This window comes from Bacillus sp. MHSD_36, assembly GCF_030757775.1.
GTDB lineage: Bacteria > Bacillota > Bacilli > Bacillales > Bacillaceae_G > Bacillus_A.
In genome coordinates this window covers 721,016-744,872 of sequence record NZ_JAVBIS010000003.1, presented here as the reverse complement: position 1 = coordinate 744,872, position 23,857 = coordinate 721,016, and the positions used below count along the sequence as shown (strand labels likewise).

General features: G+C 34.3%; 25 protein-coding genes and 2 other annotated features. Of the genes, 7 read left to right on the top strand and 18 right to left on the bottom strand.

The features are described 5' to 3' along the window. Nucleotides 1-169 precede the first annotated feature (169 nt). The 5 genes from Q9B79_RS17020 to Q9B79_RS17000 all read right to left on the bottom strand — a co-directional run bounded on the left by Q9B79_RS17020 (nucleotide 170) and on the right by Q9B79_RS17000 (nucleotide 5,334). A complete protein-coding gene (locus Q9B79_RS17020; protein ID WP_306186099.1) occupies nucleotides 170-379 on the bottom strand; it encodes a DUF6366 family protein in 210 nt (69 codons plus the stop codon). Nucleotides 380-491: 112 nt separating this feature from the next. Next, nucleotides 492-1,385 (bottom strand): homoserine kinase, encoded by an 894-nt coding sequence (gene thrB, locus Q9B79_RS17015; protein ID WP_306186097.1) that lies wholly within the window; start codon nucleotides 1,383-1,385, stop codon nucleotides 492-494. Continuing rightward, the gene (gene thrC, locus Q9B79_RS17010) at nucleotides 1,382-2,440 is read right to left on the bottom strand and encodes a threonine synthase (protein ID WP_070805812.1); all 1,059 of its coding nucleotides are present in this window, start codon (nucleotides 2,438-2,440) and stop codon (nucleotides 1,382-1,384) included. The genes thrB and thrC overlap by 4 nt, the downstream gene beginning before the upstream one ends. Beyond that, complete coding sequence (locus Q9B79_RS17005; RefSeq protein WP_306186093.1) at nucleotides 2,433-3,728, bottom strand: homoserine dehydrogenase; 1,296 nt, start codon at nucleotides 3,726-3,728, stop codon at nucleotides 2,433-2,435. Before Q9B79_RS17005 ends, thrC begins: the two co-directional genes overlap by 8 nt. Nucleotides 3,729-3,883: 155 nt before the next feature. After that, nucleotides 3,884-4,115: a binding site (T-box leader), on the bottom strand. A gap of 114 nt (nucleotides 4,116-4,229) precedes the next feature. Then, nucleotides 4,230-4,461, bottom strand: a binding site (T-box leader). 234 nt (nucleotides 4,462-4,695) lie between these two features. Further along, entirely contained in the window at nucleotides 4,696-5,334 is a 639-nt protein-coding gene (locus tag Q9B79_RS17000) for a pyridoxamine 5'-phosphate oxidase family protein (RefSeq protein ID WP_306186091.1), read from the bottom strand. An 81-nt stretch (nucleotides 5,335-5,415) separates the two neighbouring features. On the opposite strand from Q9B79_RS17000, the gene Q9B79_RS16995 reads away from it, so the two are divergent. Beyond that, nucleotides 5,416-6,024, top strand: a complete 609-nt coding sequence (locus Q9B79_RS16995) for an NUDIX hydrolase (protein WP_306186089.1) — start codon at nucleotides 5,416-5,418, stop codon at nucleotides 6,022-6,024. A 48-nt stretch (nucleotides 6,025-6,072) separates the two neighbouring features. On the opposite strand, the gene Q9B79_RS16990 is transcribed toward Q9B79_RS16995, so the two are convergent. The 4 genes from Q9B79_RS16990 to Q9B79_RS16975 form a co-directional block, all read right to left on the bottom strand. Then, complete coding sequence (locus Q9B79_RS16990) at nucleotides 6,073-6,402, bottom strand: SdpI family protein (protein WP_306186087.1); 330 nt, start codon at nucleotides 6,400-6,402, stop codon at nucleotides 6,073-6,075. A gap of 76 nt (nucleotides 6,403-6,478) precedes the next feature. Further along, nucleotides 6,479-7,306, bottom strand: a complete 828-nt coding sequence (locus Q9B79_RS16985; protein WP_306186085.1) for a peptidoglycan-N-acetylglucosamine deacetylase — start codon at nucleotides 7,304-7,306, stop codon at nucleotides 6,479-6,481. 117 nt (nucleotides 7,307-7,423) lie between these two features. Further along, nucleotides 7,424-8,296, bottom strand: coding sequence for an aminoglycoside 6-adenylyltransferase (locus tag Q9B79_RS16980; protein WP_306186083.1), 873 nt, complete (start codon nucleotides 8,294-8,296; stop codon nucleotides 7,424-7,426). Between the two features lie 322 nt (nucleotides 8,297-8,618). After that, nucleotides 8,619-9,338 (bottom strand): 3-ketoacyl-ACP reductase, encoded by a 720-nt coding sequence (locus Q9B79_RS16975; RefSeq protein WP_000818985.1) that lies wholly within the window; start codon nucleotides 9,336-9,338, stop codon nucleotides 8,619-8,621. Between the two features lie 196 nt (nucleotides 9,339-9,534). Between Q9B79_RS16975 and Q9B79_RS16970 the strand changes: the two genes are divergently transcribed. Then, nucleotides 9,535-10,122 (top strand): DUF3139 domain-containing protein, encoded by a 588-nt coding sequence (locus Q9B79_RS16970; RefSeq protein WP_306186081.1) that lies wholly within the window; start codon nucleotides 9,535-9,537, stop codon nucleotides 10,120-10,122. Between the two features lie 24 nt (nucleotides 10,123-10,146). Here Q9B79_RS16970 and hitS read toward each other — a convergent pair whose 3' ends face one another. The 3 genes from hitS to Q9B79_RS16955 all read right to left on the bottom strand — a co-directional run bounded on the left by hitS (nucleotide 10,147) and on the right by Q9B79_RS16955 (nucleotide 13,743). Next, on the bottom strand, nucleotides 10,147-11,220 hold the full coding sequence (gene hitS / locus Q9B79_RS16965; RefSeq protein WP_306186080.1) for an envelope stress sensor histidine kinase HitS: 1,074 nt from the start codon (nucleotides 11,218-11,220) through the stop codon (nucleotides 10,147-10,149). After that, nucleotides 11,217-11,894, bottom strand: a complete 678-nt coding sequence (hitR, locus tag Q9B79_RS16960) for an envelope stress response regulator transcription factor HitR (protein WP_306186078.1) — start codon at nucleotides 11,892-11,894, stop codon at nucleotides 11,217-11,219. Before hitR ends, hitS begins: the two co-directional genes overlap by 4 nt. Before the next feature lie 88 nt (nucleotides 11,895-11,982). Further along, on the bottom strand, nucleotides 11,983-13,743 hold the full coding sequence (locus tag Q9B79_RS16955) for an ABC transporter ATP-binding protein (RefSeq protein ID WP_306186075.1): 1,761 nt from the start codon (nucleotides 13,741-13,743) through the stop codon (nucleotides 11,983-11,985). Nucleotides 13,744-13,982: 239 nt separating this feature from the next. Between Q9B79_RS16955 and Q9B79_RS16950 the strand changes: the two genes are divergently transcribed. Continuing rightward, nucleotides 13,983-14,747: an alpha/beta fold hydrolase gene (locus Q9B79_RS16950; RefSeq protein ID WP_306186074.1), complete on the top strand. Its 765-nt coding sequence runs from the start codon at nucleotides 13,983-13,985 to the stop codon at nucleotides 14,745-14,747. Between the two features lie 97 nt (nucleotides 14,748-14,844). Here Q9B79_RS16950 and entFM read toward each other — a convergent pair whose 3' ends face one another. Then, nucleotides 14,845-16,128: an enterotoxin EntFM gene (entFM, locus tag Q9B79_RS16945; RefSeq protein WP_306186072.1), complete on the bottom strand. Its 1,284-nt coding sequence runs from the start codon at nucleotides 16,126-16,128 to the stop codon at nucleotides 14,845-14,847. Between the two features lie 712 nt (nucleotides 16,129-16,840). Between entFM and Q9B79_RS16940 the strand changes: the two genes are divergently transcribed. Then, a complete protein-coding gene (locus Q9B79_RS16940; RefSeq protein ID WP_306186070.1) occupies nucleotides 16,841-17,011 on the top strand; it encodes a DNA mismatch repair protein MutT in 171 nt (56 codons plus the stop codon). 175 nt (nucleotides 17,012-17,186) lie between these two features. Here the strand turns inward: Q9B79_RS16940 and Q9B79_RS16935 are convergent, their stop codons facing one another. Together Q9B79_RS16935 and Q9B79_RS16930 are read right to left on the bottom strand one after the other, a co-directional pair. After that, nucleotides 17,187-17,789, bottom strand: coding sequence for a nitroreductase family protein (locus Q9B79_RS16935; RefSeq protein WP_306186067.1), 603 nt, complete (start codon nucleotides 17,787-17,789; stop codon nucleotides 17,187-17,189). A 243-nt stretch (nucleotides 17,790-18,032) separates the two neighbouring features. Further along, nucleotides 18,033-18,986 (bottom strand): D-alanyl-D-alanine carboxypeptidase family protein, encoded by a 954-nt coding sequence (locus tag Q9B79_RS16930; RefSeq protein ID WP_306186065.1) that lies wholly within the window; start codon nucleotides 18,984-18,986, stop codon nucleotides 18,033-18,035. Nucleotides 18,987-19,192: 206 nt separating this feature from the next. Between Q9B79_RS16930 and Q9B79_RS16925 the strand changes: the two genes are divergently transcribed. From Q9B79_RS16925 to Q9B79_RS16915, 3 genes are all read left to right on the top strand, one after another. Continuing rightward, complete coding sequence (locus Q9B79_RS16925) at nucleotides 19,193-20,194, top strand: S66 family peptidase (protein WP_001130818.1); 1,002 nt, start codon at nucleotides 19,193-19,195, stop codon at nucleotides 20,192-20,194. A gap of 143 nt (nucleotides 20,195-20,337) precedes the next feature. After that, on the top strand, nucleotides 20,338-20,679 hold the full coding sequence (locus Q9B79_RS16920) for an EamA family transporter (RefSeq protein WP_000805122.1): 342 nt from the start codon (nucleotides 20,338-20,340) through the stop codon (nucleotides 20,677-20,679). Then, a complete protein-coding gene (locus Q9B79_RS16915) occupies nucleotides 20,672-21,010 on the top strand; it encodes an EamA family transporter (protein ID WP_306186061.1) in 339 nt (112 codons plus the stop codon). Before Q9B79_RS16920 ends, Q9B79_RS16915 begins: the two co-directional genes overlap by 8 nt. A 35-nt stretch (nucleotides 21,011-21,045) precedes the next feature. Here the strand turns inward: Q9B79_RS16915 and Q9B79_RS16910 are convergent, their stop codons facing one another. The 3 genes from Q9B79_RS16910 to cydC form a co-directional block, all read right to left on the bottom strand. Next, on the bottom strand, nucleotides 21,046-21,495 hold the full coding sequence (locus Q9B79_RS16910) for a DUF6376 family protein (protein ID WP_306186059.1): 450 nt from the start codon (nucleotides 21,493-21,495) through the stop codon (nucleotides 21,046-21,048). A 283-nt stretch (nucleotides 21,496-21,778) separates the two neighbouring features. Next, nucleotides 21,779-22,000, bottom strand: coding sequence for a hypothetical protein (locus tag Q9B79_RS16905; protein ID WP_306186056.1), 222 nt, complete (start codon nucleotides 21,998-22,000; stop codon nucleotides 21,779-21,781). A gap of 131 nt (nucleotides 22,001-22,131) precedes the next feature. Then, nucleotides 22,132-23,856: a thiol reductant ABC exporter subunit CydC gene (gene cydC, locus Q9B79_RS16900; protein WP_306186054.1), complete on the bottom strand. Its 1,725-nt coding sequence runs from the start codon at nucleotides 23,854-23,856 to the stop codon at nucleotides 22,132-22,134. Nucleotide 23,857 lies beyond the last annotated feature (1 nt).

Genomic DNA, 23,857 nt, shown 5'->3' with positions numbered 1-23,857 from the left:
AGGAATGTGGCAAAAAAATATATTTAATATGGACAACTGTAATTTGCTTAAAATATAAGTAGTGTTTTTTCATGCTCACTACTTATAAAGTGAAACTTTAATCAGCCCTCACCAATCGGACGTTAACGCGGGATAAAGGCAAATCATTCTAAGTTTTAACACTTATTTCTTAACTAAAGAAATAAGTATATATAATATAGCCTAAAGCTAGCACTAAAATTACTAGCGCTGTGCCTTTCCAATTCATACCACCTGCCATATCAACTGGACTACCTGTTTCAGCTCTGTTAAGTCCATCATGTAAAGAACCAGTAGGATTATTTTTCAATTCACTTTGCCGCATACGTTCTCTTTTTTCTTCCGGTGACTCTTGCTTCATAGGATCACCTCCAGATGAATACATAATTTACTAAATTATACATTATTACTTTTCTTTTATATGCCAACTGAAAAACTATTTACAACAAAAAAAGCTAGCAATGCTAGCTTTTTTATAGTTCTATATGTTCTTCTTTATTTACAGTAATTCCTCTATGATCGATTTCTAGCTCACACACTTTCATAGACGTAAATACTCTCGCTAATTGCTCAGCAATTTCTCCGCGTTTTTCATACGGTGTTAATATAAAAATGGATGGTCCTGCACCGCTAAGCGCTGTGCCGTATGCGCCAAACTCTTTTGCACATTTACGAATAGATGGTAATAACGGTACAAGTTCTAAACGAAATGGCTCGTGAAAATGATCTCTTTCCATCATTTCGCCTACAACGTCCCATTTCTTTTGACAAAATGCCGCTACTAATACGTTACTGATCGCACTAGCCTTAACAGCTTCATGAAACGGAAACATATCTGGTAATACAGACCGGCTTTCATCTGTATTTAGCTCTTCATTTGGAATAAGAGAAATTACACCTAATTCCTTACTTTCAATTCTTACAACCGAAACATTCTTTCCATCAAGTGCTCCGATTACAGTTCCTCCTAATATAGAAGCAGCAACATTATCAGGATGTCCTTCAAAATTTGTAGCAATTTGCACTTTTTGATCCGTAGTTAAATTCAAATTGCCTAGTTGATTCGCAAGCTCTATCCCAGCTACAATTGCTGATGCACTACTTCCTAGTCCTCTTGTTAATGGGATATTACTAGTAACTTCTATTATATAGGGTGATAAAGAAGGACTCACTTTACATGCCGTACTAACGATTAAATTTTTATCATCTGTCGGAATTGAATCATCAAAGGAATGGATTACTTGCCATTTATCAGTTTTCTCCTTTACTACTACATGTAAATACAATGACAACGCTATTCCTACTGAATCAAATCCAGGTCCAACATTCGCTGTACTAGCAGGAACACGAATACTGAATGGTATCACGACATAATCACTCCTTTAATATGCTCTTTAATTTGTTCTATATTATTTGAAACACTTGCAATATCTAATGTATTAGAAGAAATTGCGATATCAGGATCTTTTAAGCCATTTCCAGTTAAAACTGCAACAACTGTTTCTCCTTTTTTGATTTTTCCAGATTGAACATGTTTCATTACGCCAGCTAATGAAGCATTTGATCCCGGCTCAGCAAAAACCCCTTCCGATTTTGCTAATAATCTATACGCATGTAAAATTTCTTCATCTGATACCATATCTATTTCACCGTGAGACTGCTCAGCAGCCTCTACTGCATATGACCAACTTGCTGGGTTACCGATGCGAATCGCTGTTGCAATTGTTTCAGGTTCTTCAATGACATGTCCTTTTACAATAGCAGCTGCTCCTTCCGCTTCAAACCCGTGAATTCTTGGCTTCTTATAGCCTTTTTCTTTCTCATATTCACAGAAACCTTTCCAGTACGCTGTAATATTTCCAGCATTCCCAACAGGAATCGCTAAAACATCTGGTGCACTTTGTAACTGATCACAAATTTCAAACGCTGCTGTTTTTTGCCCTTCAATTCGATAAGGATTCACTGAGTTTACTAATGTAATCGGCTCTTCTGCAGCAATATTTCTTACAGCCTTAAGTGCATCATCAAAATTCCCTTCAATTGAAATAATTTCAGCACCATAGGCAACTGCTTGCGCTAATTTTCCATGAGCAATTTTCCCTTCTGGGATTACGATAATACATTTCATTCCAAGACGTGCCGCGTAAGCTGCGGCCGATGCTGATGTATTACCTGTTGACGCACAAATGATTGCCTCTGAACCTTCTTCTTTCGCCTTCGCAACTGCCATTACCATACCACGATCTTTAAAAGAACCTGTCGGATTCGCTCCTTCATACTTACCATATAATTGAATTCCTAATTGTTTTGATATATTTAATAACGGAATAAGTGGTGTATTCCCTTCCATTAAGCTCACATCAGGTGTATTTTCATTGACCGGTAAATAAGAAGCATACTGTTTTAATAATCCTTTATACATATTGTTTTTCCTCCTCAATAATGTAGTAACTGTTTATTTCACTTGCGACATCTTCTATCGCTCCTAAAACTCGTTCGAATTGATACTTTGAAGTTTGATGTGTTACAACAACGACTTCTGCAAGTTCACGATTTAAAGGTAACTGAATCACTTCTTTTAAACTTACGGAATAATTCACGAAACATTCTGTTATTTTTTGCAACATCCCTGGTTCGTCTCGTAATGAAATACGCAAGAAATATTTCGAAACGACTTCTTCATCTCCCTGTAATTCGTACGGCTCTGGTTCTTTTAACGCACTTTTATTTTTCTGAACTTGATTCATATTTTTAATGATTGAAATAATATCACTTACTACAGCAGAACCAGTCGGTAACTTCCCAGCTCCAGGTCCGTAAAACATTACTTCTCCTACCGCTTGACCGTGAACATATACTGCATTAAATTCATTATTTACATTCGATAATGGATGATGACTAGGTAATAGAGTCGGTTCTACACTTAAATGAATGGCTGATCCTTGTTTCTCCGCTTTACCAATTAACTTCATAGTAAATCCTAACTTTTCAGCCATTTGTAAATCTTCTTTTTCGACTTTTCGAATCCCTCTTACTTGCACATCATCTAAAGAAACATTCATCGAAAAACCTAAGTTTGCAAGAATTGCTACCTTTCTCGCTGCATCTAGCCCATCTACATCCGCTGTTGGATCCGATTCTGCGAAACCTAATTTTTGTGCTTCCTGTAAAGCCTCTTCATACGTCCATCCATTTTGACTCATCTTTGTTAACATATAATTTGTTGTACCATTTACAATTCCCATTATTTTTTCAATTTGATCTGATGCTAATCCGTCTGTTAACCCTCTTAACACCGGAATACCGCCCGCTACACTTGCCTCATAACATAAATCACAATCATTATCGTTCGCCAGCTGGAGAAGCTCTGCACCGTAGACAGCCATTAAATCTTTATTTGCTGTCACGACATGTTTCTTATTTCGTAAAGCCTTAACAATATGCTGCTTTGCTTCTTCAATTCCGCCCATTACCTCTACTACAATATCAATATTTGAATCATTTAGAACTTCATCAACATGACTTGTTACTATGAGTCCATCAATACAAACATCACGTTCTTTTTCTAAATCACGTACAACGACTGTCTTAACCTTCACTTCATACCCTGTATCAAGTGCAATTTTTTTATAATGTTCTTTCAAAATATGGACAACACCACTTCCGACCGTACCTAATCCTAACACCCCAACATTAATAACATTATTCATCTTCTAATCTCCTCCTACAATTTTATTTTTTATCTTTATCAATCACCTTGCTCTGCTTTTCAATCATGCAGGTGGTGGTTATTTCCGTACGTACAAATCGTTTCATGTTACTGCACCTCCTTTCAAAATAATAAAAAAAACACACTCATCCCTAGGAAAGGGACGAATGTGTTTTCGTGGTTCCACCCTTGTTCCAACCTAGACGTATTTCTCCCTAGATTGCTCAAGTTCAGATAACGGCTGATTCCGTCAATAATTACTAGATTACTCGTTCACTATTGAAGTTCAAAGGTGGTAAAATCATTTCTCGTGTTAGGAAGCTCACACCCTTGGCTTCCCTCTCTGTAAACCGTAAAAATGATTTCATGTCCTTATCGTTACTTTTCGTTCATGTTTATTTGTTAACTCATTATACTCGCATAAAAAACAAAATCAATACTATTTTTTAATTATTTTTAATTTTCAATCTCTAAAACTATAAAAAAACACACTCATCCCTAAGAAAGGGACGAATGTGTTTTCGTGGTTCCACCCTTGTTCCAACCTAGACGTATTTCTCCCTAGATTGCTCAAGTTCAGATAACGGCTGATTCCGTCAATAATTACTAGATTGCTCGTTCACTATTGAAGTTCAAAGGTGGTAAAATCATTTCTCGTGTTAGGAAGCTCACACCCTTGGCTTCCCTCTCTGTAAACCGTAAAAATGATTTCGTGTCCTTATCGTTACTTTTTCGTTCATGTCTATTTGTTAACTTATTATAGTTATCAACTTTTTAAAAAGCAAGCCTATTTTTACTAACAATTTTCAAAATCATTTTTTATTATATTTTACAATAATATTATGCCACTACCGCTCGATTTATCTATTTTATTGTTTATTCCTCTTATAAATCAACGATTCGTATATAAATATCCCATTCTAATACATTTACATATCCACCTTATAAAACTATATAAATAAAATTTTTTAATACAATCTTTTCGTATAACTTTCTTCTAAAGAACGTGCAACATCCTCTTCAGAAGTATTTACTTTCGCGTGCTCCAGCAACATTTTTGCTGCTGAAGGTAACTCTTTTTTATGTAACCAAGATTCTGGATCCCACATTTTTGAACGAATAAAAGCTTTTGCACAATGAATGTAACATTCTTCTATTTCAACAACAATTCCAAGTAGCGGAGTGCGTCCATTTGCCTGCATTTCTTGCAAAATTTCTTCGTCGTTTGTTATATACGCTTGGCCATTTATTCGGAGTGTCTCCCCAAGACCTGGAATAAAAAAGAGTAACCCTACACGTGGATTTGAAATAATATTCAAAATGGAGTCTATACGGCGGTTGCCTGGTCTTTCTGGAATAATAATTTTATTATTATTTAATACGTAAACAAATCCAGGTGCATCTCCTCTCGGCGAAGCATCGCACTCTCCTAATTTATTTGCAGTAGATAATACTAGAAAAGGAGATTTAGACAGAAAATCTACGCAATGATAGTCTAATGATGAAATAACCTTTTTCAAAGCTCTCTCACTTGGTTGCCCTAATATTTTCCGTAATTCTTCCTCTGTTGAAATAATCGATTTTATTTCCGCGCTCTCTATCCCCACTTATACCCTCTCCTTTTTCTTTATTTTCCCAAAATTCAATACAAATATTGTATAATAAAATTTGCAGAAAGGGGAATTTAAATGACAGAGTGGTTAACAATATTTGATACTGAAAGAAATATACTTGGGAAGAAATTACGTGATGAAGTGCATCGTGACGGTGATTGGCACGAAACATTTCATTGTTGGTTTGTAGAAAAAGATGCTGAAGATATGTTTTTATATTTCCAATTACGCTCTAAAAATAAAAAAGAAGCTCCAAACATTTGGGATATTACTTCAGCCGGACATATTATGCATGATGAAGATGTACAAATTGGTGGTCTTCGTGAAATTGAAGAAGAATTGGGGCTTTCTTTTCAAACGACTGATTTAGCATATAAGGGCATCTTTAAAATAGACTATGAAATTTCAAATCTTACAGATCGCGAGTTTTGTCATATGTATTTCCACAATGTCATCAATCCACTTCCATTCGCACCAGGTGAAGAAGTAGACGATGTGATGAAAGTACATGCAACTTCATTTCTACAACTATTAAAAAGAGAGATTTCATCATTTACAGCTACTTCTGTTTTGAGCAATAAACCGATAATGATAACTTTTGATGATATTTATCCATATGATCTTGCGTACTATGAATTTGTTGTCGAACAAGGAAAGGAATTATTTAAAAATAATAATCTGTAAATAAAATAGGACTTCTAGCATCATACTGCATGGAGTCCTATTTTTTCATTATTGTTCAAGTACTTTTAACCTACTCTCTACTCGTATAAATAAACGAATGATTAATAACAGCATAATCACCATCATTGTATTTGGATATCTAAAAAGTATACTAACAATACTTCCAATTAACATCATGATGAATCCGTTTTGCTTCATCACTTCTGCACTATACCTATTACCTGCATCCCATAATTCTTTATTTTTCATAGATCGTTTCGTACGATAACCATATGCCGCATTAATATCGGTCGGTGGATTTTTTTGAAGGACAATTGCCGCAAGTATAAATATAATACCTATTAATATACTCATTCCTATGTTTATTAGTGCATACATCAATTATATCCCCTCCTAACTAACCTACAGCTCCATTATACGGCATAATCCTGTTTTTTCCAATTTTACAACACATTCACTTCCGCTCTTTCGATGTTTGGAACATACTAGGCAGCGTTACAAAGCGTGCCCCTTTCGTTTTTAACTGCGGAATGATTTTGTCTAATGCATCTACAGATCCTTGTAAATGCCCACCTGGTGTTGAATGCTGAAGGATAACACTTCCAGGAAATGAATTCCCTAACACATTATTTGTAATTGTATCAGCGCTTACGCCTTTCCAATCAACTGTATCAACACTCCACTGTACAATCATAAAATTTTGCTCTGTTGCCCACTTCAATTGATTTTCAAGTATTTCACCATACGGAGGACGAATAAACTTCGGTGCATAACCAGCTAAACGATTCAGTATTTCTTCTGTTTTTATAATTTGATTACGGTACTCAGCATCATTTACTTTCGCTAAATTCGGATGGCTATACGTATGATTGCCAATTACATGCCCTTCATTCGCAATACGCTTTACTACATTCGGAAACTTTTCTGCATTTTCACCAAGCAGGAAAAAAGTCGCTTTTACATTATGCTGTTTTAACTTATCTAAAATTTTCGGTGTAAATTCTAAATCTGGTCCATCATCAAATGTAAGAGCAACTTCCGCTTTATTGTACGGTCCTGAAAATGCGTACGCATATTTTTCGACCCAAGAAAATGGTGTCCACGATCCACGCTCATCTTCTTCCATCTGTACTTCATAATTTTGAGGGATATATACGTATGGCAATGAGCTTATATAGTCTCCATAATAAAATGAGTCATATGGCATATAGGCGTACGAAACATCTCGTTCTAATCCCCATTGATATGGAGCAAACATTTGTGGCGAATAAAAATAATACATAATAAAAACCTCCCTAACGTTTCATATGTGATTCCTCTGCACTTTGTTAGAGAAATTCCTATTCATGAATAAAAATAAGACTGTCCGTCATTTGGACAGTCTTACTGCTTACTATTATTAATAAATCGATGTACTATCTTTCGGCAAAGCTTTCACATGTTTTAAATAACTTGTCACTCTGTCATCATCACCTTGCGGGTACTGATATCCATAAGCGTTAGCAATTTCGTTCGCCACTCCCCTAAATAAATCGCTCATAACAAAGAATGATTCCCATATGTTTTCATACTCTGCATTAGAAAATGTCCTTTTAAATTGCTCCCACATATCATCGTCAAAATATTGCTCAAAATGCTTTCCAAATTTACCTGTATTAACTGTAAAATCTGTTTTCATACCAATATGCCATTCTAGCATTACGATGAACATATCTCGCACTGGACCATCAAGCATTCCTTTCGCATAAGAAAGCTCTTCTCTCCATAATCCTTTTGCCACATTCGTACTACACCACCAAAATTCATTACAGCAATCCAAAAACTCTTTTTCTGTAGGCTTTTGTATTAAGTAATCCTTATCGCTTGCTGGCGGGAATTCTTCCATACAATTATCTTTATCAAGAAGTAATTTACTTAAACTATCTTGTCCAACGAAATGATTTATTAATTCAACTGGAACTAGTGTTAAATCAATCCGATTTCCATCCATGAACTGCATTAAATACGGAAACTTCCCGTCTTCATCTGGTAGAACTACTGACATTTCTTCTGGCATTTGTACAATCATTATTTCTCCAAATCTACGTATCCAATTATGATTAGATGTAAAAGAACGTATATCTTTTACAACATAAATAATATCATAGTCTTGAAAACAGTCTCTTTTCACATTTGGATTCACACGTGATCCATTCATGATAACAGCTCGAATTCTTTCATCCTCTTTTGCTGTATTCATAATTAAGTCTAACATTTCTTTTTCAGTTCTCATCTATTCCTAACCTCCAATTTTTAATATAAACTTATATTTCCAAGTATGTTGGAGGTCCGCGAGCTTCCTGTGTTGCACACGATACATGTTATAATTTTTGAAATTTCTTTTTCATCCCTTTTACCTCCTCACATCACCCACATATTGATCAACAGCCGTCCATTTCTCAATCGTACTCATGTAAATACCATCCTTTTCAATACTTTTCTACTATCTGTATTTGATTATACCGAAAATTCCGTCTCATAAACAGAAAAATAAAGAAGGGACATCTACTCCATTACAGAATAAATATCCCTTCTTTTGTTTATACATTTATCCCTTACGGATTAGTAGACCAAAGTCCCGCTGATTTAATAAATGTACGTTTATTTAATTTCAACTGTGCTACGATAAACTCTGCAATATCTTCTGCTTGCATAACTTTATCAGGATTCCCATCAGTTAATCCTAAATCTACAGCCATATCTGTTGCTACTGTACTTGGAGTTAAAGCTGTTACGCGAATGTTATGTTTACGAACTTCCATCGCTAACGATTCTGTTAAGCCAAGAACACCAAATTTAGAAGCACTATATGCACTTGTTACAGGTGCACCTTTTTGTCCTGCTGTAGATGAAATGTTAATGATATCACCAGATTGTTGTTCAATCATGCTTGGTAAAGCTGCACGAGTTGCATAGTATACACCCATTAAGTTTACTTGAATGATTTTTTCCCAATCAGCAACGTCTAGTTCTAAAAACTTGCCAAACTTAGAAATACCAGCGTTATTAATTAAAATATCGATAGATCCTAAACCGTTTTTTAACGTCTCAATTGCAGTAGTTACTTCTTCATATGAAGAAACATCAGCAGTCGCAATAACAGCCTTTACGCCTTCTGCTTCTACTTCTTTCGCTACAGCTTTTAAGTTTTCTTCTGAACGAGCTAAAAGACCTACATTTACGCCCTCTTTCGCTAATGCGATCGCTACAGCACGACCAATCCCTCTACCTGCTCCTGTAATTAAAGCATTTTTGCCTTGTAATAATTCTGCCAAGTATAACACTCCTTAATCATCTCAATTATGTATTATATTAAAATTGTATCTATATTTATGTGAAAAGGCAATGATGCACTTTCATGTGCGTAGGTTACTTGTAGGTAACTATAGAAATTTTTTATTTATAATTATCATGCTTTTTCCATAATTTATGTAAAATAGAAATAAACCCCACATAGGAGGGTGTATGTGTATGAAAAGAAAAAAGTGGTTCTTGTCACTAACTGCAGTCGGACTATGCATCATATTTTTGACTATGTGCTTTATATTTGGTAATCCACTACATTATAAAGTAATAGAAAAAGATACTAACGAATATCTCCATACTATAAAAGAATATAAGCAAAAAGAAATACAAAGCATAACCGGAAAATATACTCCTCTTTATAATATCGGCTATTATGCAAAAGTCGTATTTAAAAACGAACCTTATTTTACATACACTTATACATACGATAATAATAAAAAAATAATACAAGACAACGGCATTTTAGGAAGACATACTGAATCATTCGAAAATCTTAATTTAAACTGGTCATTATTTGACGAGTTAGTAGACGGTATTTATACAAACTTGCAAGAAAGAGGTTTAAGTGAAAAGAAAGATTATTCTATACGCCATGTTCAATTCGTTGATATCAATGATGATAAAAACGGTGCAGAAGCATATGTTGACTTTAAGAAAGATACAGCATCAGACTACTCATACCGTATGAATAACGAAGAAAAAGCTTATCAATATAGTTGCAGTAACGGGAAATGTGTTTTTAAAGAGAAATAGTGTTAGAAGAGTTTCCTCCTAACACTATTTCTCTTTAAAATTCGGAATACAAACAATAAATTCCGTCCCATTCCCTTCCTCACTCTCGACTTTTATTTCTCCTTGATGAAGGTCGAGTACTTTTTTTACAATGGCCAAGCCTAAGCCACTTCCTCCATAAGCACGATTGCGTGAAGAATCCACTTTATAAAAACGTTCAAAAATATGTTGTTTCTGTTCTTCTGATATACCAATTCCCGAATCGCGAATACGTACTTCCACTACTTTCTCATGTTTTTGTAACTGGATTGTAATTGTGCCGCTACTTGGAGTAAATTTAATACTATTATGAATTAAATTAATCCAAACTTGACTCATACTTTCTTGGTCAGCAGTTATATGCACTTTTTCTAAATCAAGGTCTAATTCAATTTCTTTCTGATCCCAAAGCGGTTCACTATTTAATACAATTTGTTTTAACTGTTGATCTAATCGATAAGTCACTTTTTCTGGTATATACTCTTCCGATTCTAGTAGAGTTAGTTTCAATAAATTTTGACTTAGTTTAGATAATCTCGTTGTTTCTGTTTCAATAATGGTCAGATAATGCTTTCTTTTTTCCTCAGAAAGATTATCGTCTTGTAGCGCTCTAGCAAAACCTTTGATAGATGTTAATGGTGACTGTATTTCATGAGAAACATTCGATACAAATTCCTGACGCATTTTCTCCATCGCATTTAGTTCATCTGTCATATCATTTATACTTTTTACGAGTACACCAATTTCTCCATCATACCTTTCTTCATTTCGTATTTTTACGGAGAAGTCTCCTTTTGCAATTTTTTGTATCGGTTCAATAATAGTCCAAATCATTGCCTGTCGCTTCGGTCTCATTAATACTGCAATTAATATCCAAAGAAGAATCATAAATATAAAACTGAGTACATCACTAATGAGATACATAACAAAAGGTGATAGATTTATTTCAAGCGCATCTATTATACTGGATGATACATAAAATGCTGTAGACCAAATTATCGTGAGAAAAGAAAAGAGCGCTATGATCGCTCCCGTTACTTTCAACATCTTCAACTTACTCATTTGTTTTCTTTTTCTCATTTACTTACCTCTAAGCGATATCCTAAACCTCTTATTGTTTTAATACTAAATTTCGACTTCTCTTCTTGAAACTTCTCACGTAACCGATTTATATGAACATCTAGTGTACGTTCATTTCCTTCAAAATCATATCCCCATACGTCTTCAATTAATTGCTCTCTCGAACACGTTCTTCCTGCTTTAGAACCTAAAGTAAAGAGCAATTCGAATTCTTTCAGTGGTAACGTAGCTGTTTGTTCTCCAATTGTAACTTCGAATGTTTTACGATTTAACAGTACATTTCCAACTTGAATCGATTGCGACACTGTAATTTGGTAACGTTTCAGTAATGCCTTTACTCTCACTACTAGTTCTATCGGATCAAATGGTTTTACAAGATAATCATCTGTTCCAAGGTGAAATCCTTTTACTTTTTGAGACGTTTCCCCTTTAGCAGTTAACATCAAAATCGGAATATCATAGTACTTCCTTAATTCAAAGCATAAATCGAATCCATCCATATTCGGCATCATGATATCAAGAATAACCATATCGACTTTCACTTCATCTATTTTCTGAAGTGCATCTAGTCCATCAATTGCTTCATATGTTTGAAATCCTTCCCGCTCTAAAAAAACAGAAACAAGTTCTCTAATATGCGGGTCGTCGTCTACAATTAATATTTTAGGTATCAAAAGAACCATTTCCTTTCTACTCAGCATCTATTTTATTACTGTTAAAAACAAATAATCAGTGAAGCAAATCCCTCACTGATTATTCATTTTATAATGCCGCCTCTTTAATTTTCAATTGTTGCGTTGCAAATTCACGATACATATCATGCGTCTGTAATAATTCATCATGCGTACCACTACCTGTAAGATTCCCTTTTTCTATAAAGATAATTTTATCTGCATCTACAACAGTAGAAAGTCTATGTGCAATAACTAACGTTGTTCTCCCTTTCATTAAGTTATTTAACGCCTTTTGAACGACGGACTCGGACTTACTATCTAAACTTGAAGTTGCTTCATCTAACATAAGAATTTGCGGGTTTCGAAGTAACGCTCGGGCAATCGCAATTCGCTGTCTTTGTCCTCCAGAAAGCTTCACACCCCGCTCTCCAACTTCTGTTGCATATCCATTCGGTAAGTCATGAATAAACGCATCAACATATGCCATCGCTGCTACTTTCTCAATTTCTTCATCAGTCACTTCACCCTCAACACCGTAGCAAATATTATCACGAATCGTTCCATCAATTAACGGACTATCTTGTGAAACGTAACCGATTTGACGTCGCCATGATTGTAGTGAATAATTCTTAATTGAGTCTTTTCCTAATTTAATAGCACCGCTAGTGGGCTCATAAAAACGTTCTAATAATGAGAATAATGTCGTTTTCCCGCTACCACTTGGCCCTACGATTGCTGTTACTTTTCCTGATTCAATTGTAAAATCAATATTCTTTAACACTTGCTCTTCTTCGTTATACTCGAAATGTACATTTTCAAGAACGATTGGCTGCTTTGCATCTGTAACCTTCACACCCGTTTCATGGTCTTCTACTTCATATTCTAAAATTGTATTAATTCTTTCCGTTGCACCAATTGCCTTCTGGAATTGTGTAAAGAACATAGATAATTGACTCATTGGCATTATAATTTGAACTAAATATAAAATAAACGCTACAAGTTCACCTGTTGTTAATGCACCGCTAGAAACACGCATTCCACCATAACCTACGATAATAACAAGCAATGCCATTAAAACAAACGACATCACTGGTGAAATTAACGCTTGCACTTTACCTTCTTTCAAACCAAATTGCAATAGCTTTCCAATACCTTTATTTCCAGTTTCATATTCCCTTTTTTCTGTGTTCGAAGATTTTACTAAACGAATTTCTGATAATACTTGCGTTAATACACTAGTAAAAGAAGCCGTTTCATCTTGAAGTGCTTTTGAAATCTTATACATTTTTCGTCCAAGCGGAACTAAAATGAGTACCGATAATGGAATAACTGTTAAAAGTAAAAGTGTCATTTTCCAATCTAAAACAAATAATACAATTAATGATCCGACGATTGAAATCCCGCCTGTTAATAAGTTTGACAAATGCTCAGAAATTAACGTTTTAACAACTCCTGTATCATTTGTCATACGGCTAATTGTATCGCCTGTTCTATTTTGATCATAATAAGTTACCGGTAAAATAAGCACCTTTTTCCACAAACGTTCTCTCAGTCCAGCTACAATCTTCTGCCCAATATAATTTAGTAAATATATAGACAACCCTGCAGCTATAGTTTGCATAATAAAGAATGCAACTAGCCCAACAATTTGTCCTGTACCTATTGACGCAAGTGAAAAATTATCTACTAACCCTTTCGTTAACATCGGAATAAATAAACTTGCTCCTGTAGAAAGCAAACTCATGAATAACGCAAAAATTAATATCCCTTTCGGAGGATTTGTATCTTGAATAAGGCGTAAAAACTGCCTCCAGCTCCCTTTTTTCTTCATTTCATTTTTAACTTCCATTACGTTCATCTCCTCGTGTTAAACCAAACTGTTCTTTCTAAAAGTAGAATACAATACGAATGTAAACTGAATGTAAACACACTTTTTCTGTTTTTACAAAATATACATACAAACGTATCTTTACAACAGATATAAACATCTGATATTATTACCTAGTGCTAAATATTATTCTATGTGAATGATAAATAATCAATTTACAATACTATATAAACCTCCCGTTATTGAAAGGAGTATCCTTTTTGCAAACAAATATACATTCCGAAAAGGAAACAATTATTTTTATTCATGGATTAGTCGGCAATCGTCGCGCCTTCAAAAAAGAGCATAAACGATTTTCCTCCTCTTACAACGTTATTACTTATGACTTATTAGGTCACGGCGATGATAAAGGAGAAGCAATCGAATTTTCATTACAGCGTCTCGTAGATCAATTATTGAATTTATACGAAAAAGAAGGCATTAAAAAAGCCCATATTTGCGCTTTAAGCTACGGCTGTTATATTTCTACTATTTTTGCACAAATGCATCCAGAAAAAGTATTAAGCATTTGTCATATCGGTGGGCATTATAATAATCCATCCCTTTTATATAACGTATTTCAAAAATTTTGGGAGAAGCGAGGAGACGATTACTCTAAATGGCTTTCTCAATACGCAAATACCATTTTTCCAAGTGGCATACTAAAGGCTAATCCGTTCGCAGTCATCTCAAGAAATATTTATTACCGTTTTGGATTGCAATTACATTCATCAATTATTGCCCAATCATTACGACACCGATTAGAATTCGATTTGAAATCTAAATTAAAATCACTTCCCCACCCTATTCTATGGGTAATGGGTGAACATGATCATCTCTATAAATCTTGCCTTTTTGATTTAAAGGCTATTCTTCCAAACGTTTTATATAAAGAAATACCGTTTGCAGGACATGCAGCTAACTTGTTTCGCCCGAACTACTTCCATGACCTATACGCTCGATTTTTAAATGGGAAGTTACAGTAAAACTACTATATTCCCAGTTTATTCAACTATAAAAAGGCTTCCCAAGTTTCCCTGGAAAGCCTTTTCTCTATACGAAAAGTATATAAACTACTTTTTCTTAGTATGCTTTTGTGTAACCTAATAGGTGCTTGCTCCAGTAAGAGTTACTTACAGAACTAATACGTACACCAGTTGCATCAGTTTCTGCACTAATGAACTGACCGTTTCCTAAGTAAACGCCCATGTGAGAAGGACCTGATTTATAAGTATTTTGGAAGTATACTAAATCACCTGGTTGTGGATTGCTAGTTTTTGTTTTAGAGCTCCAGTATCCAGCAACTGTTTGACGAGCACCTTTGTGACCAGTTTGATTTAATACGTAGTGAATGAATCCACTGCAGTCAAAACCAGCAGGTGTTGTACCAGCAGTTCTGTATGGTGAACCATTTAAAGATCTAGCGAATCCAGCGATTGAAGATGTATCTCCACCTGTTGTTGGTTTTTGTACGTCTTTACCTGGTTGCTTAACGTTATTTGTAACGTTATTGTTATTTGTAACGTTGTTTACTCCGCCTTTTACAAACTTAACGAAGTCTGCACTTACGTAACCTGTACGGCCGTTATGGTTAATTTTGTACCAACCATTTTCAGCGCCAGTAACGTTTAATACTGTACCGTTTGTTACACCACCGATTACAGCGTTGTATGTAGCTGGGCCTGTACGTACTTTTAAAGCACCAGTGTTAACAACATAAGAACCACCAGTTTGAACTGTAGTAGTATTGTTGTTGTTTGTAGTTGGTTGTTTTGTTTCGTTAGATACAGCAGAACCACCTTTTGTTACGAAGTCTTTGCTTACGTATCCAGTTCCACCATTGAAGTTGATTTTAAACCAATCTTGTACTTCTCCAACAACTTGTACTGTTTTACCTTTATTTACAGAGCCTAATACTGTATGAGATGTACTTGGGCCTGTACGTACGTTTAGTGAAGAAACGTTTACTGTGTAAGTACCAGTTCCTTGTTGAACAGTAGTTCCTGTTTTACCACCAGTCGTTACGAAGTCACCACTTACATAACCAGTTTGACCGTTTACAGTTACTTTGAACCAACCGTTTTCTTGTCCAATTACTTGTAGTACTTGACCTGATTTCACTTTAGAAATGACGTTATGTCCTGTACCAGCACCTGAACGAACATTTAATACATCAGCAGTTACTGTGTATTTTAAGTCAGATTTTGTTTCTACAGTTTTTGTTTCAGTTACAGTCGTTTGATTTTGATTTTGTCCATTAATTTCTTTTAGCGCCTCGTTTGAAACTTGTGCCTGAGCAGAATCCATACCTGGAACTGCAACACCCACTACAGAAGCTGCTGCTAAACCTGCAATTACTTTTTTCATAAGTTGTCTTTACTTCCTTTCCCTACTATCCTCTTAAAAAAAACTTATAAACTTAATACTTTACAATATTATCAAAGTAAAATATTCATTAAGTTCCATTTTTTAACAAGAGTTTTATTTTTCACACAGAGTTCATTTTAAACGAACGAAGTGAATTCCGTGTGAACTTCATGTGAACTTTACCATTAAACTCACTGTTTTTGCAATGTTTTTTTCAAATTCCTTATGTATTTCATTGAAATTTCGACATTCCATTCATTATCTTAATATACATTCCCCTATATACTCCGAAAACCTCTATTAATCTAATGCCATGCAAAGAATGTGTTTCCTAGTAAAGTTCTTTCTATGAAGCATACTCTTATCATGACAAAAAATGCTTTTTTTATCAATAGCATAATATTTTTAGAAAACTATTTTTGATACCATCTATCGCTTTTAAAAGATTTGACGATTTGTAAGATTTAACTTCAAAAATTCTGTTTTAATTTGACGAAAACACACATTCCGCCACCTATTTTTACTAACTATGGAATTTTCAGGATATTTATATTATCATATATAACGTGGTATCTTAATCCATACAAATATGATCCACCCTAGCCGGAAACCAATCGAACTTTTACAAGTCGGTATTCTCCACTTAGCGTTAAATTTGGAGATGGAAGTCATATTGGCCGCAAATATCGGGATTAAAGAAGGAGGTGTATTTATGCATAACATAATAGATAATCCTATAAATAAAAATATAGAACTGTACTATGCTTTTTTTCAATTCGTATCAATTCTTACCTTACAAAAAATATCAACTATTGAAACACGTAAAAACGAATTAAAAAATCAAATGAAAAATTCCTATCAAAAAGATCCTTATTACTTATAAAAAGGTGAACAGAATTATAATTCTGTTCACCTTTTTATCCCGCTATTCGCCAGGCAGTAAGACCCCCACCTCAAAATTCAGCGAAAGCAAAGAAGTTAGGTGGGGGACGGGCTGATAATCAGCGGAGGATGAACAACATCACCACTGATTAAAGTTTCACTTTATCGTCCCTACACTATTTATAAATTTTCACACGAGTTTCTAATGGTTGGTATTCTTTTTTACCTGCAGGTACAACCGGTTTACCAAACGGCATTTGCGCAATGAGCTTCCAATTTCCTGGAACTTCCCATTCTTTTCTCACTTCTTCATCAATTAATGGATTGTAATGTTGTAATGTAGCACCAAATCCTTCAATTTCTAAAGCTGTCCAAATTGCAAATTGTAACATTCCAGAGGATTGCTGAGACCACATTGGGAAGTTCTCTTTGTATAATGAAAATTTCCCTTGCAGTTCTTCTACCACTTGACTATCTTCGAAGTATAGAACCGTTCCATAACCACTTTTAAATGCATTCATTTTTTCTTCAGTAGAGGCGAAGTTATTTTCAGGCACAATTTTTCGTAACGTTTCTTTCGTAATATCCCATAACTTATCGTGTTGTTCTCCAAGCAAGACGACAACGCGAGCGCTCTGAGAGTTAAAAGCTGAAGGTGTATGTTTTACAGCATGATAAATCACTTCTTGAATTTTTTCATCAGAAACTACTTGCTCTTTACTAATCGCATAAATAGATCTTCTGTCTTCAATTGCTGAGTAAAAATCTTTTGCCATCATAATTCCCTCCAATTTTCATTTGAGGCTTTTTCATATGTACACATCATATGCCCCTCAAAACTTATCATTAATAAGTTTCTAACTTTATAATATAAACAAACAATAATAAACTCAAATAATAACACTCATATTTTTTACCCTTTTACTTTCTTAGTGCTAAAAAATAAAAGGCAATTTATTGTTACCGATAGTGAGTAACAACAAATTACCTTTCTTATATGATGATACAACTCAATATTTTACTTAATTAACTAAGCTAAACGCATAAGACATTAGCTTATTCGTCTCTGTAAAACGCTTCGTTTTACCTTTTGTTCCCATAACAACTGTAATAATACGAGTATCACCTTGTTTGGCTGTACCCGTAAAACAATACCCCGCGCTATCTGTAAATCCTGTTTTTAATCCGTCGATTCCTTCTATATATAAAGCTTTATTATTTTTGTTTAACATATCATTTGTACTGATAACATTAATATTATTGAATGCTAACTGACTTTGACGTAAGTGAGTCACTTCTAATATTTCTGGATAATCTTTTATAAGATTATACGCCAATTTTGCTACATCACCAGCCGTCATTTTTGTTTCACTTCCATCTGGCTCTTGTAATCCAGAAGCATTTGCAAATTTAGCATGTTCCGACATTTTTAACTGTTTCGCTTTTGCATCCATAAGCTGAACGAAATCTTTCTCCGATTTTGCCATATGTTCTGCTAAAGCCACAGCTGAATTATTAGCTGACTCAATCATTAATGCATGATATAAATCTTTAACAGTTAATGTGTCATTAACTTGTACTGGGATTCTCGCTCCCTCTGTTTGTGCAGCCTTCGCACTCATTTTAACTGGATCTTCCCAGCGAACTTTACCGTTATGTATACTCTCTAGTAGGAGATACGCTGTCATCATCTTAGACATACTTGCTGGCGCAAAAGCCTCATTTTCATTATGTTGATAAATAATATCTCCATTACTCGCATCAATAATCATAGCTGCTTTTGCATCAATTTCCGGTGGTATGTACTTTGGTGGGACTACTTTTTCAACTAATCCTGTTTTAGGTAGTTCTGCCACTTGTAAAGGTTGTCCCTCTATACTTGTTGCACTCTTTTGAGTTCCTTGGAATAAGAACCAACATATCCCTAAAACAATGACTAATAGGACTGTCAGCCTTCCCCATTTTAACCGCTTCATTTCAAAACTCCTTTAACAAACCTTTTATACACTCACATTTAACCATAACAACTTTCCCTTTATATCGTCAAGGTAAAAAGCATATTTATTCATCTACAGCAATTATTATTTCAATGCATGTATGTTACAATAACAATACCGAAATATAAGAATATCCAATGATAAATCCTTATGAATAAAACTATTAATAGAAGGGATTCATACAAATGCCACTTCCAAAATCATTAAAATACGGAGACACAATTGGGATTTACTCACCTTCTTCTCCAGTAACCTACACTTCTCCTAAAAGATTTGAACGAGCGAAATCTTACTTACAACAGAAAGGATTTCATATATTAGAAGGTTCACTAACAGGTCGATATGATTATTATCGTTCGGGTAGTATACAAGAGCGTGCTGAGGAACTAAATGCTTTAATAAGAAATCCTAATGTTTCTTGTATCATGTCAACAATTGGTGGCATGAATTCAAATTCCTTATTACCTTATATTGATTATGATGCTTTTCTAAATAACCCTAAAATAATGATTGGGTATTCAGATGCAACTGCTTTATTACTAGGAATTTACACCAAAACAGGAATACCTACATTTTATGGACCAGCTCTCGTCCCTTCTTTTGGCGAATTTGAACCTTTTGTTGATTGCACATATAAATATTTTGCTGAAACTTTACTACATGATCATTCTCTTCCTTATCATATAAAACAACCATTATTTTGGTCAGATGAATTTATTAATTGGGAAGAAAAGACGAAGGAGAAAGAACTTCGTCCAAACGATTGGATTTCAGTAATTGACGGAAAAGCTACTGGACGTATTATTGGCGGGAATTTAAACACGATACAAGGAATTTGGGGTAGCCCTTATATGCCACATATTCAAGAGGGTGACATTCTCTTTATTGAGGACAGTTCAAAAGATTCAGCTACTATCGAAAGAAGCTTTTCATTCCTTAAAATTAACGGTGTATTCGATAAAATTTCAGGTATCATTCTTGGAAAACATGAGCAATTTGATCATTGTGGTACAAATCGAAAACCTTTTGAAATACTATTAGAAGTACTTCAAAATCAAAGAATTCCTTTTCTAGCAGACTTCGATTGTTGCCATACACATCCAATGATTACCATACCTATCGGTGTTCAAGTAGAGTTGGATGCAACAAATAAAACAATACATATTATAGAATCTTGGAAAAAATGAATACATGGCTTTTATTGTTTTACAATAAAAGCCATGATACTATATAATTTGGAATGTGAAAGATTAAACTAAATACGTTCCAATATCTATCATTAGAAAAATTAGGTATAAATATATATTTATATGCAAAAGAGAGTGAATAAATGAAACCAACTATTAAAAATTACTTATTTTTACATGTAGCTTTTTTGATATATTCTATCATTATGGTTTACATGAAATGGGCGGCTAAATTCCCCATTGCTTCCATCTCATTTTTTATTGCTTATTTCGGACTAGTTATACTTTTATTTGGATATGCAATTTTATGGCAACAAGTAATTAAACATTTCGAAATATCAAAAGCATATTCACATCGCGGGATTATTATACTATGGTCAATGCTTTGGTCAGTATTTCTATTTGGAGATACGATTCAGTGGAATCATTTACTTGGTGCAGCTATTATTATCGTCGGAATTGTGGTGGTGACAAAAGATGAATAGTTATATGTTATTATTTATTTTCGGGATAATTTTAGCTAATTATTCACAAATATTATTAAAAAAAGCTACTTTGCAACAATACGATTCTAGAATAAAAGAATATGTGAATCCTTATGTTATTATTGGCTACTCTTTATTTGTAATTAACGCTGGATTAAATGTTATCGCCATGAAGGGAATGGCATTAAAACAAGCATCAGCATTAGAATCCTTAAGTTATATCATCATATTAATTTTCGGTTGGTATTTCCTAGGAGAAAAAATAACGAAACGTAAACTCATCGGCAACATGATTATTATCATTGGTGTAATCGTTTATTGTATCCAATAGTAAAAGGCTCCATTTATCACAAACGGAGCCTTTTACTATTGACCTAAATTTTGCACCTTATCTTTCAAATCTCGAACTTGATCTACCGTCTGCATAAGCTCAGAGTTTTTAAACTCTTCTACATTCACCTTCCCTTCTTCTATCTTTGTCATCGCCGTATCAATTAATATATTTAACTTTTCGTTATATCCGACGATTTGCTGATGAAGATCCTTTGCTACATCCGGCGGTGTTAATTCATTGAAAGCGGGTATATCTTGTTTAATTTCACTAAGCTTCGTTTCTAATTCTTTTCGAGCTTCGCTATCATTAACAGCCTTTTCAGCTAATGCTGGTGCATCATTTGCAAAGGCACTTATTTCATTTACATAGTCTGTCGCTTTTTGAGCATAATCTATGGAGTTCTTTCCTTGTTCTACTAGTGAACATCCCATTAAGCCAATTGTAACTATAATCGAAAGTAACATTGTTTTTGTAAACTTCATGTTTTCCTCCTAAATAATTATCATTCTTTTATACATTTTCTTCTTATACACTTCATTACAGCACACGCTATTTTCTACTCTTCCTTCATTATACATTCTAGAAGAACCACTCTTCTCCTGTTTTGCATATACATTGAGAAATATATCGTTATTTTCCATTTTTATTTTTCTACAGTCCTATATAACTCAAAACAAAGAGTATACCTACCCTTTCATAATTTCCTTTGAAATCCAAAAAACAGATTTACTTACATATGAGTAGATCTGTTTTTTGGAGAATCATTTATGCTCTTACATGACCAATAACTGTTACTACTTCAATTTCTATATGTACACTAATAATATCTTCTATAATGTCTGTATATCCTTGACCTAGAGGTGTTCCGTAATGTAATACAATCTCTTTTTTTTCATAAACTGACTTCGGCACAGTAAAAATAAATTTCCTCATATTCCGTTCATCAGCAGGCTCCATAATTAAAACAATGCCATCCTCTTCAAACATAGAATCACACCTTCCAACAATCCTTTCACTATGGCTCAGTATTGCCTTAAACAGATAGATTTTAAACACTCTTTCTAGTGAAAAAAACACAAACCTTGAACTTTCAAGAATTTGTGTTTTTCATTGCGTATTTATATTCCTTTATCAAGTTCATACAACTTTCGATACTTCTCATTTTCTTTCAGAAGTTGTTCATGACTCCCTTGCATCACAATTTTACCACGATCAAGGAATATAACTTCATCTACATGTTCAATTCCTACAAGATGGTGCGTAATCCAAATTACTGTCTTTTCTTCCGTTGCAGAAAACATTGTTTCTATTAAAGATAATTCTGTCTTTGGATCTAAGCCTATCGTCGGCTCATCAAGTACAATGATTGGTGCTTCTTGCATGAGCGTTCTAGCAAAAGCAACTCGTTGTCTCTCCCCGCCAGAAAACCTTTTTCCCATTTCATGCATTTTTGTTTGTAATCCATCTGGAAGAGTAGCAATATGCGAAGCTAACTGTGCTTTCTCTAAAGCTTTCCATATCTCTTCATCCGTAGCTTCTGCTTTACCGATTCGCACATTATTTCCAATTGTCGTATCGAATAAATGCGGCTTTTGATTTAATACAGAAATATATTTTGATAAAAGATTCGTATGAGCATGTTCACTATTTAATAAAACTTCACCATGTAACGGACTTAGCGCACCTGTTAACAATTTTAACACAGTAGATTTCCCTGTTCCGCTTCTTCCTAAAATGGCGATTTTCTTTCCTGCTTTTATTTGTAGTGATACTTCTTTCAATACGAATTCATTACTATCTGGGTAACTATACGATACATGATTTAATTCAATGTCTATATGTTTAGATACAGCATAATCTTTATCCCCATGTAATTCCTTTTCATCGTGTAAAACATCGTTATCTTCTATTTGATTTAGACGACGAACAGATTCTACATATGATGGAATTCGATCAATAGCATCAGCAAAAGGAATTAACGCATTAGTGACAGATAACGTCATTAAGACGAAAGCCGCAATAACGGTAGGTGCAATTTGTTCACTTGCCGCCTCATTTCCAGTCCATATGATCATTGAAATAACTACAATCCCTACTACTAATTGAATAATACTGTCCCGAATATGATTCCAGCGTTTCATTCTTTTTTCCGTTTGTAACAACTGCGCATCTTGTTCTACATACTTATGAATGAATTCATCTTTTCTACCACTTGCTTGCCAATCAGATAATCCAAAAACTGCGTCTGTTAGTTGTTGATACAAACGGTTTCTTCCTTGTTTTAAAGTAACATGATGTCGCTTCATTAAAAGTAATGATACAAATGGAAGAAGAAAGACGATAATCGCTAACATACACCCTGCAATAAGTGCGAACACTACGTCAAATGCACTGATAACAAGTACGAATATGCTATATACAACTAATGCTAATATGCTAGGAAATATTGTACGTAAATATAGGTTTTGCAAATGCTCTATATCTTCGGATAACACCCCTAACATATCGCCCGTTTGAAAGCGCGAACGGAAAAATAACGCCTGCGGTTCTACTATTCTATATAGTTTCGTTCTCATTTTTTCTAAAATGCGTAATACGACATCGTGTCCAACTAAACGCTCTAAATAATGAAATACCGCTTGCCCTATACTAAACGCACGTGTTGCAACTATAGGAACATATACAGCCATTACATTTTCTGGTCTAAGAGCAGATTTAGAGATTAAATAACCTGAAATGAAAAGTAACATCGCACCTGAACTAACTCCAAGAAGACCAAGGAAAATAGTTACAGTCATTCTACCTTTATTTTGCTGTATATAAGGTTTAATCCAGTTACTCATC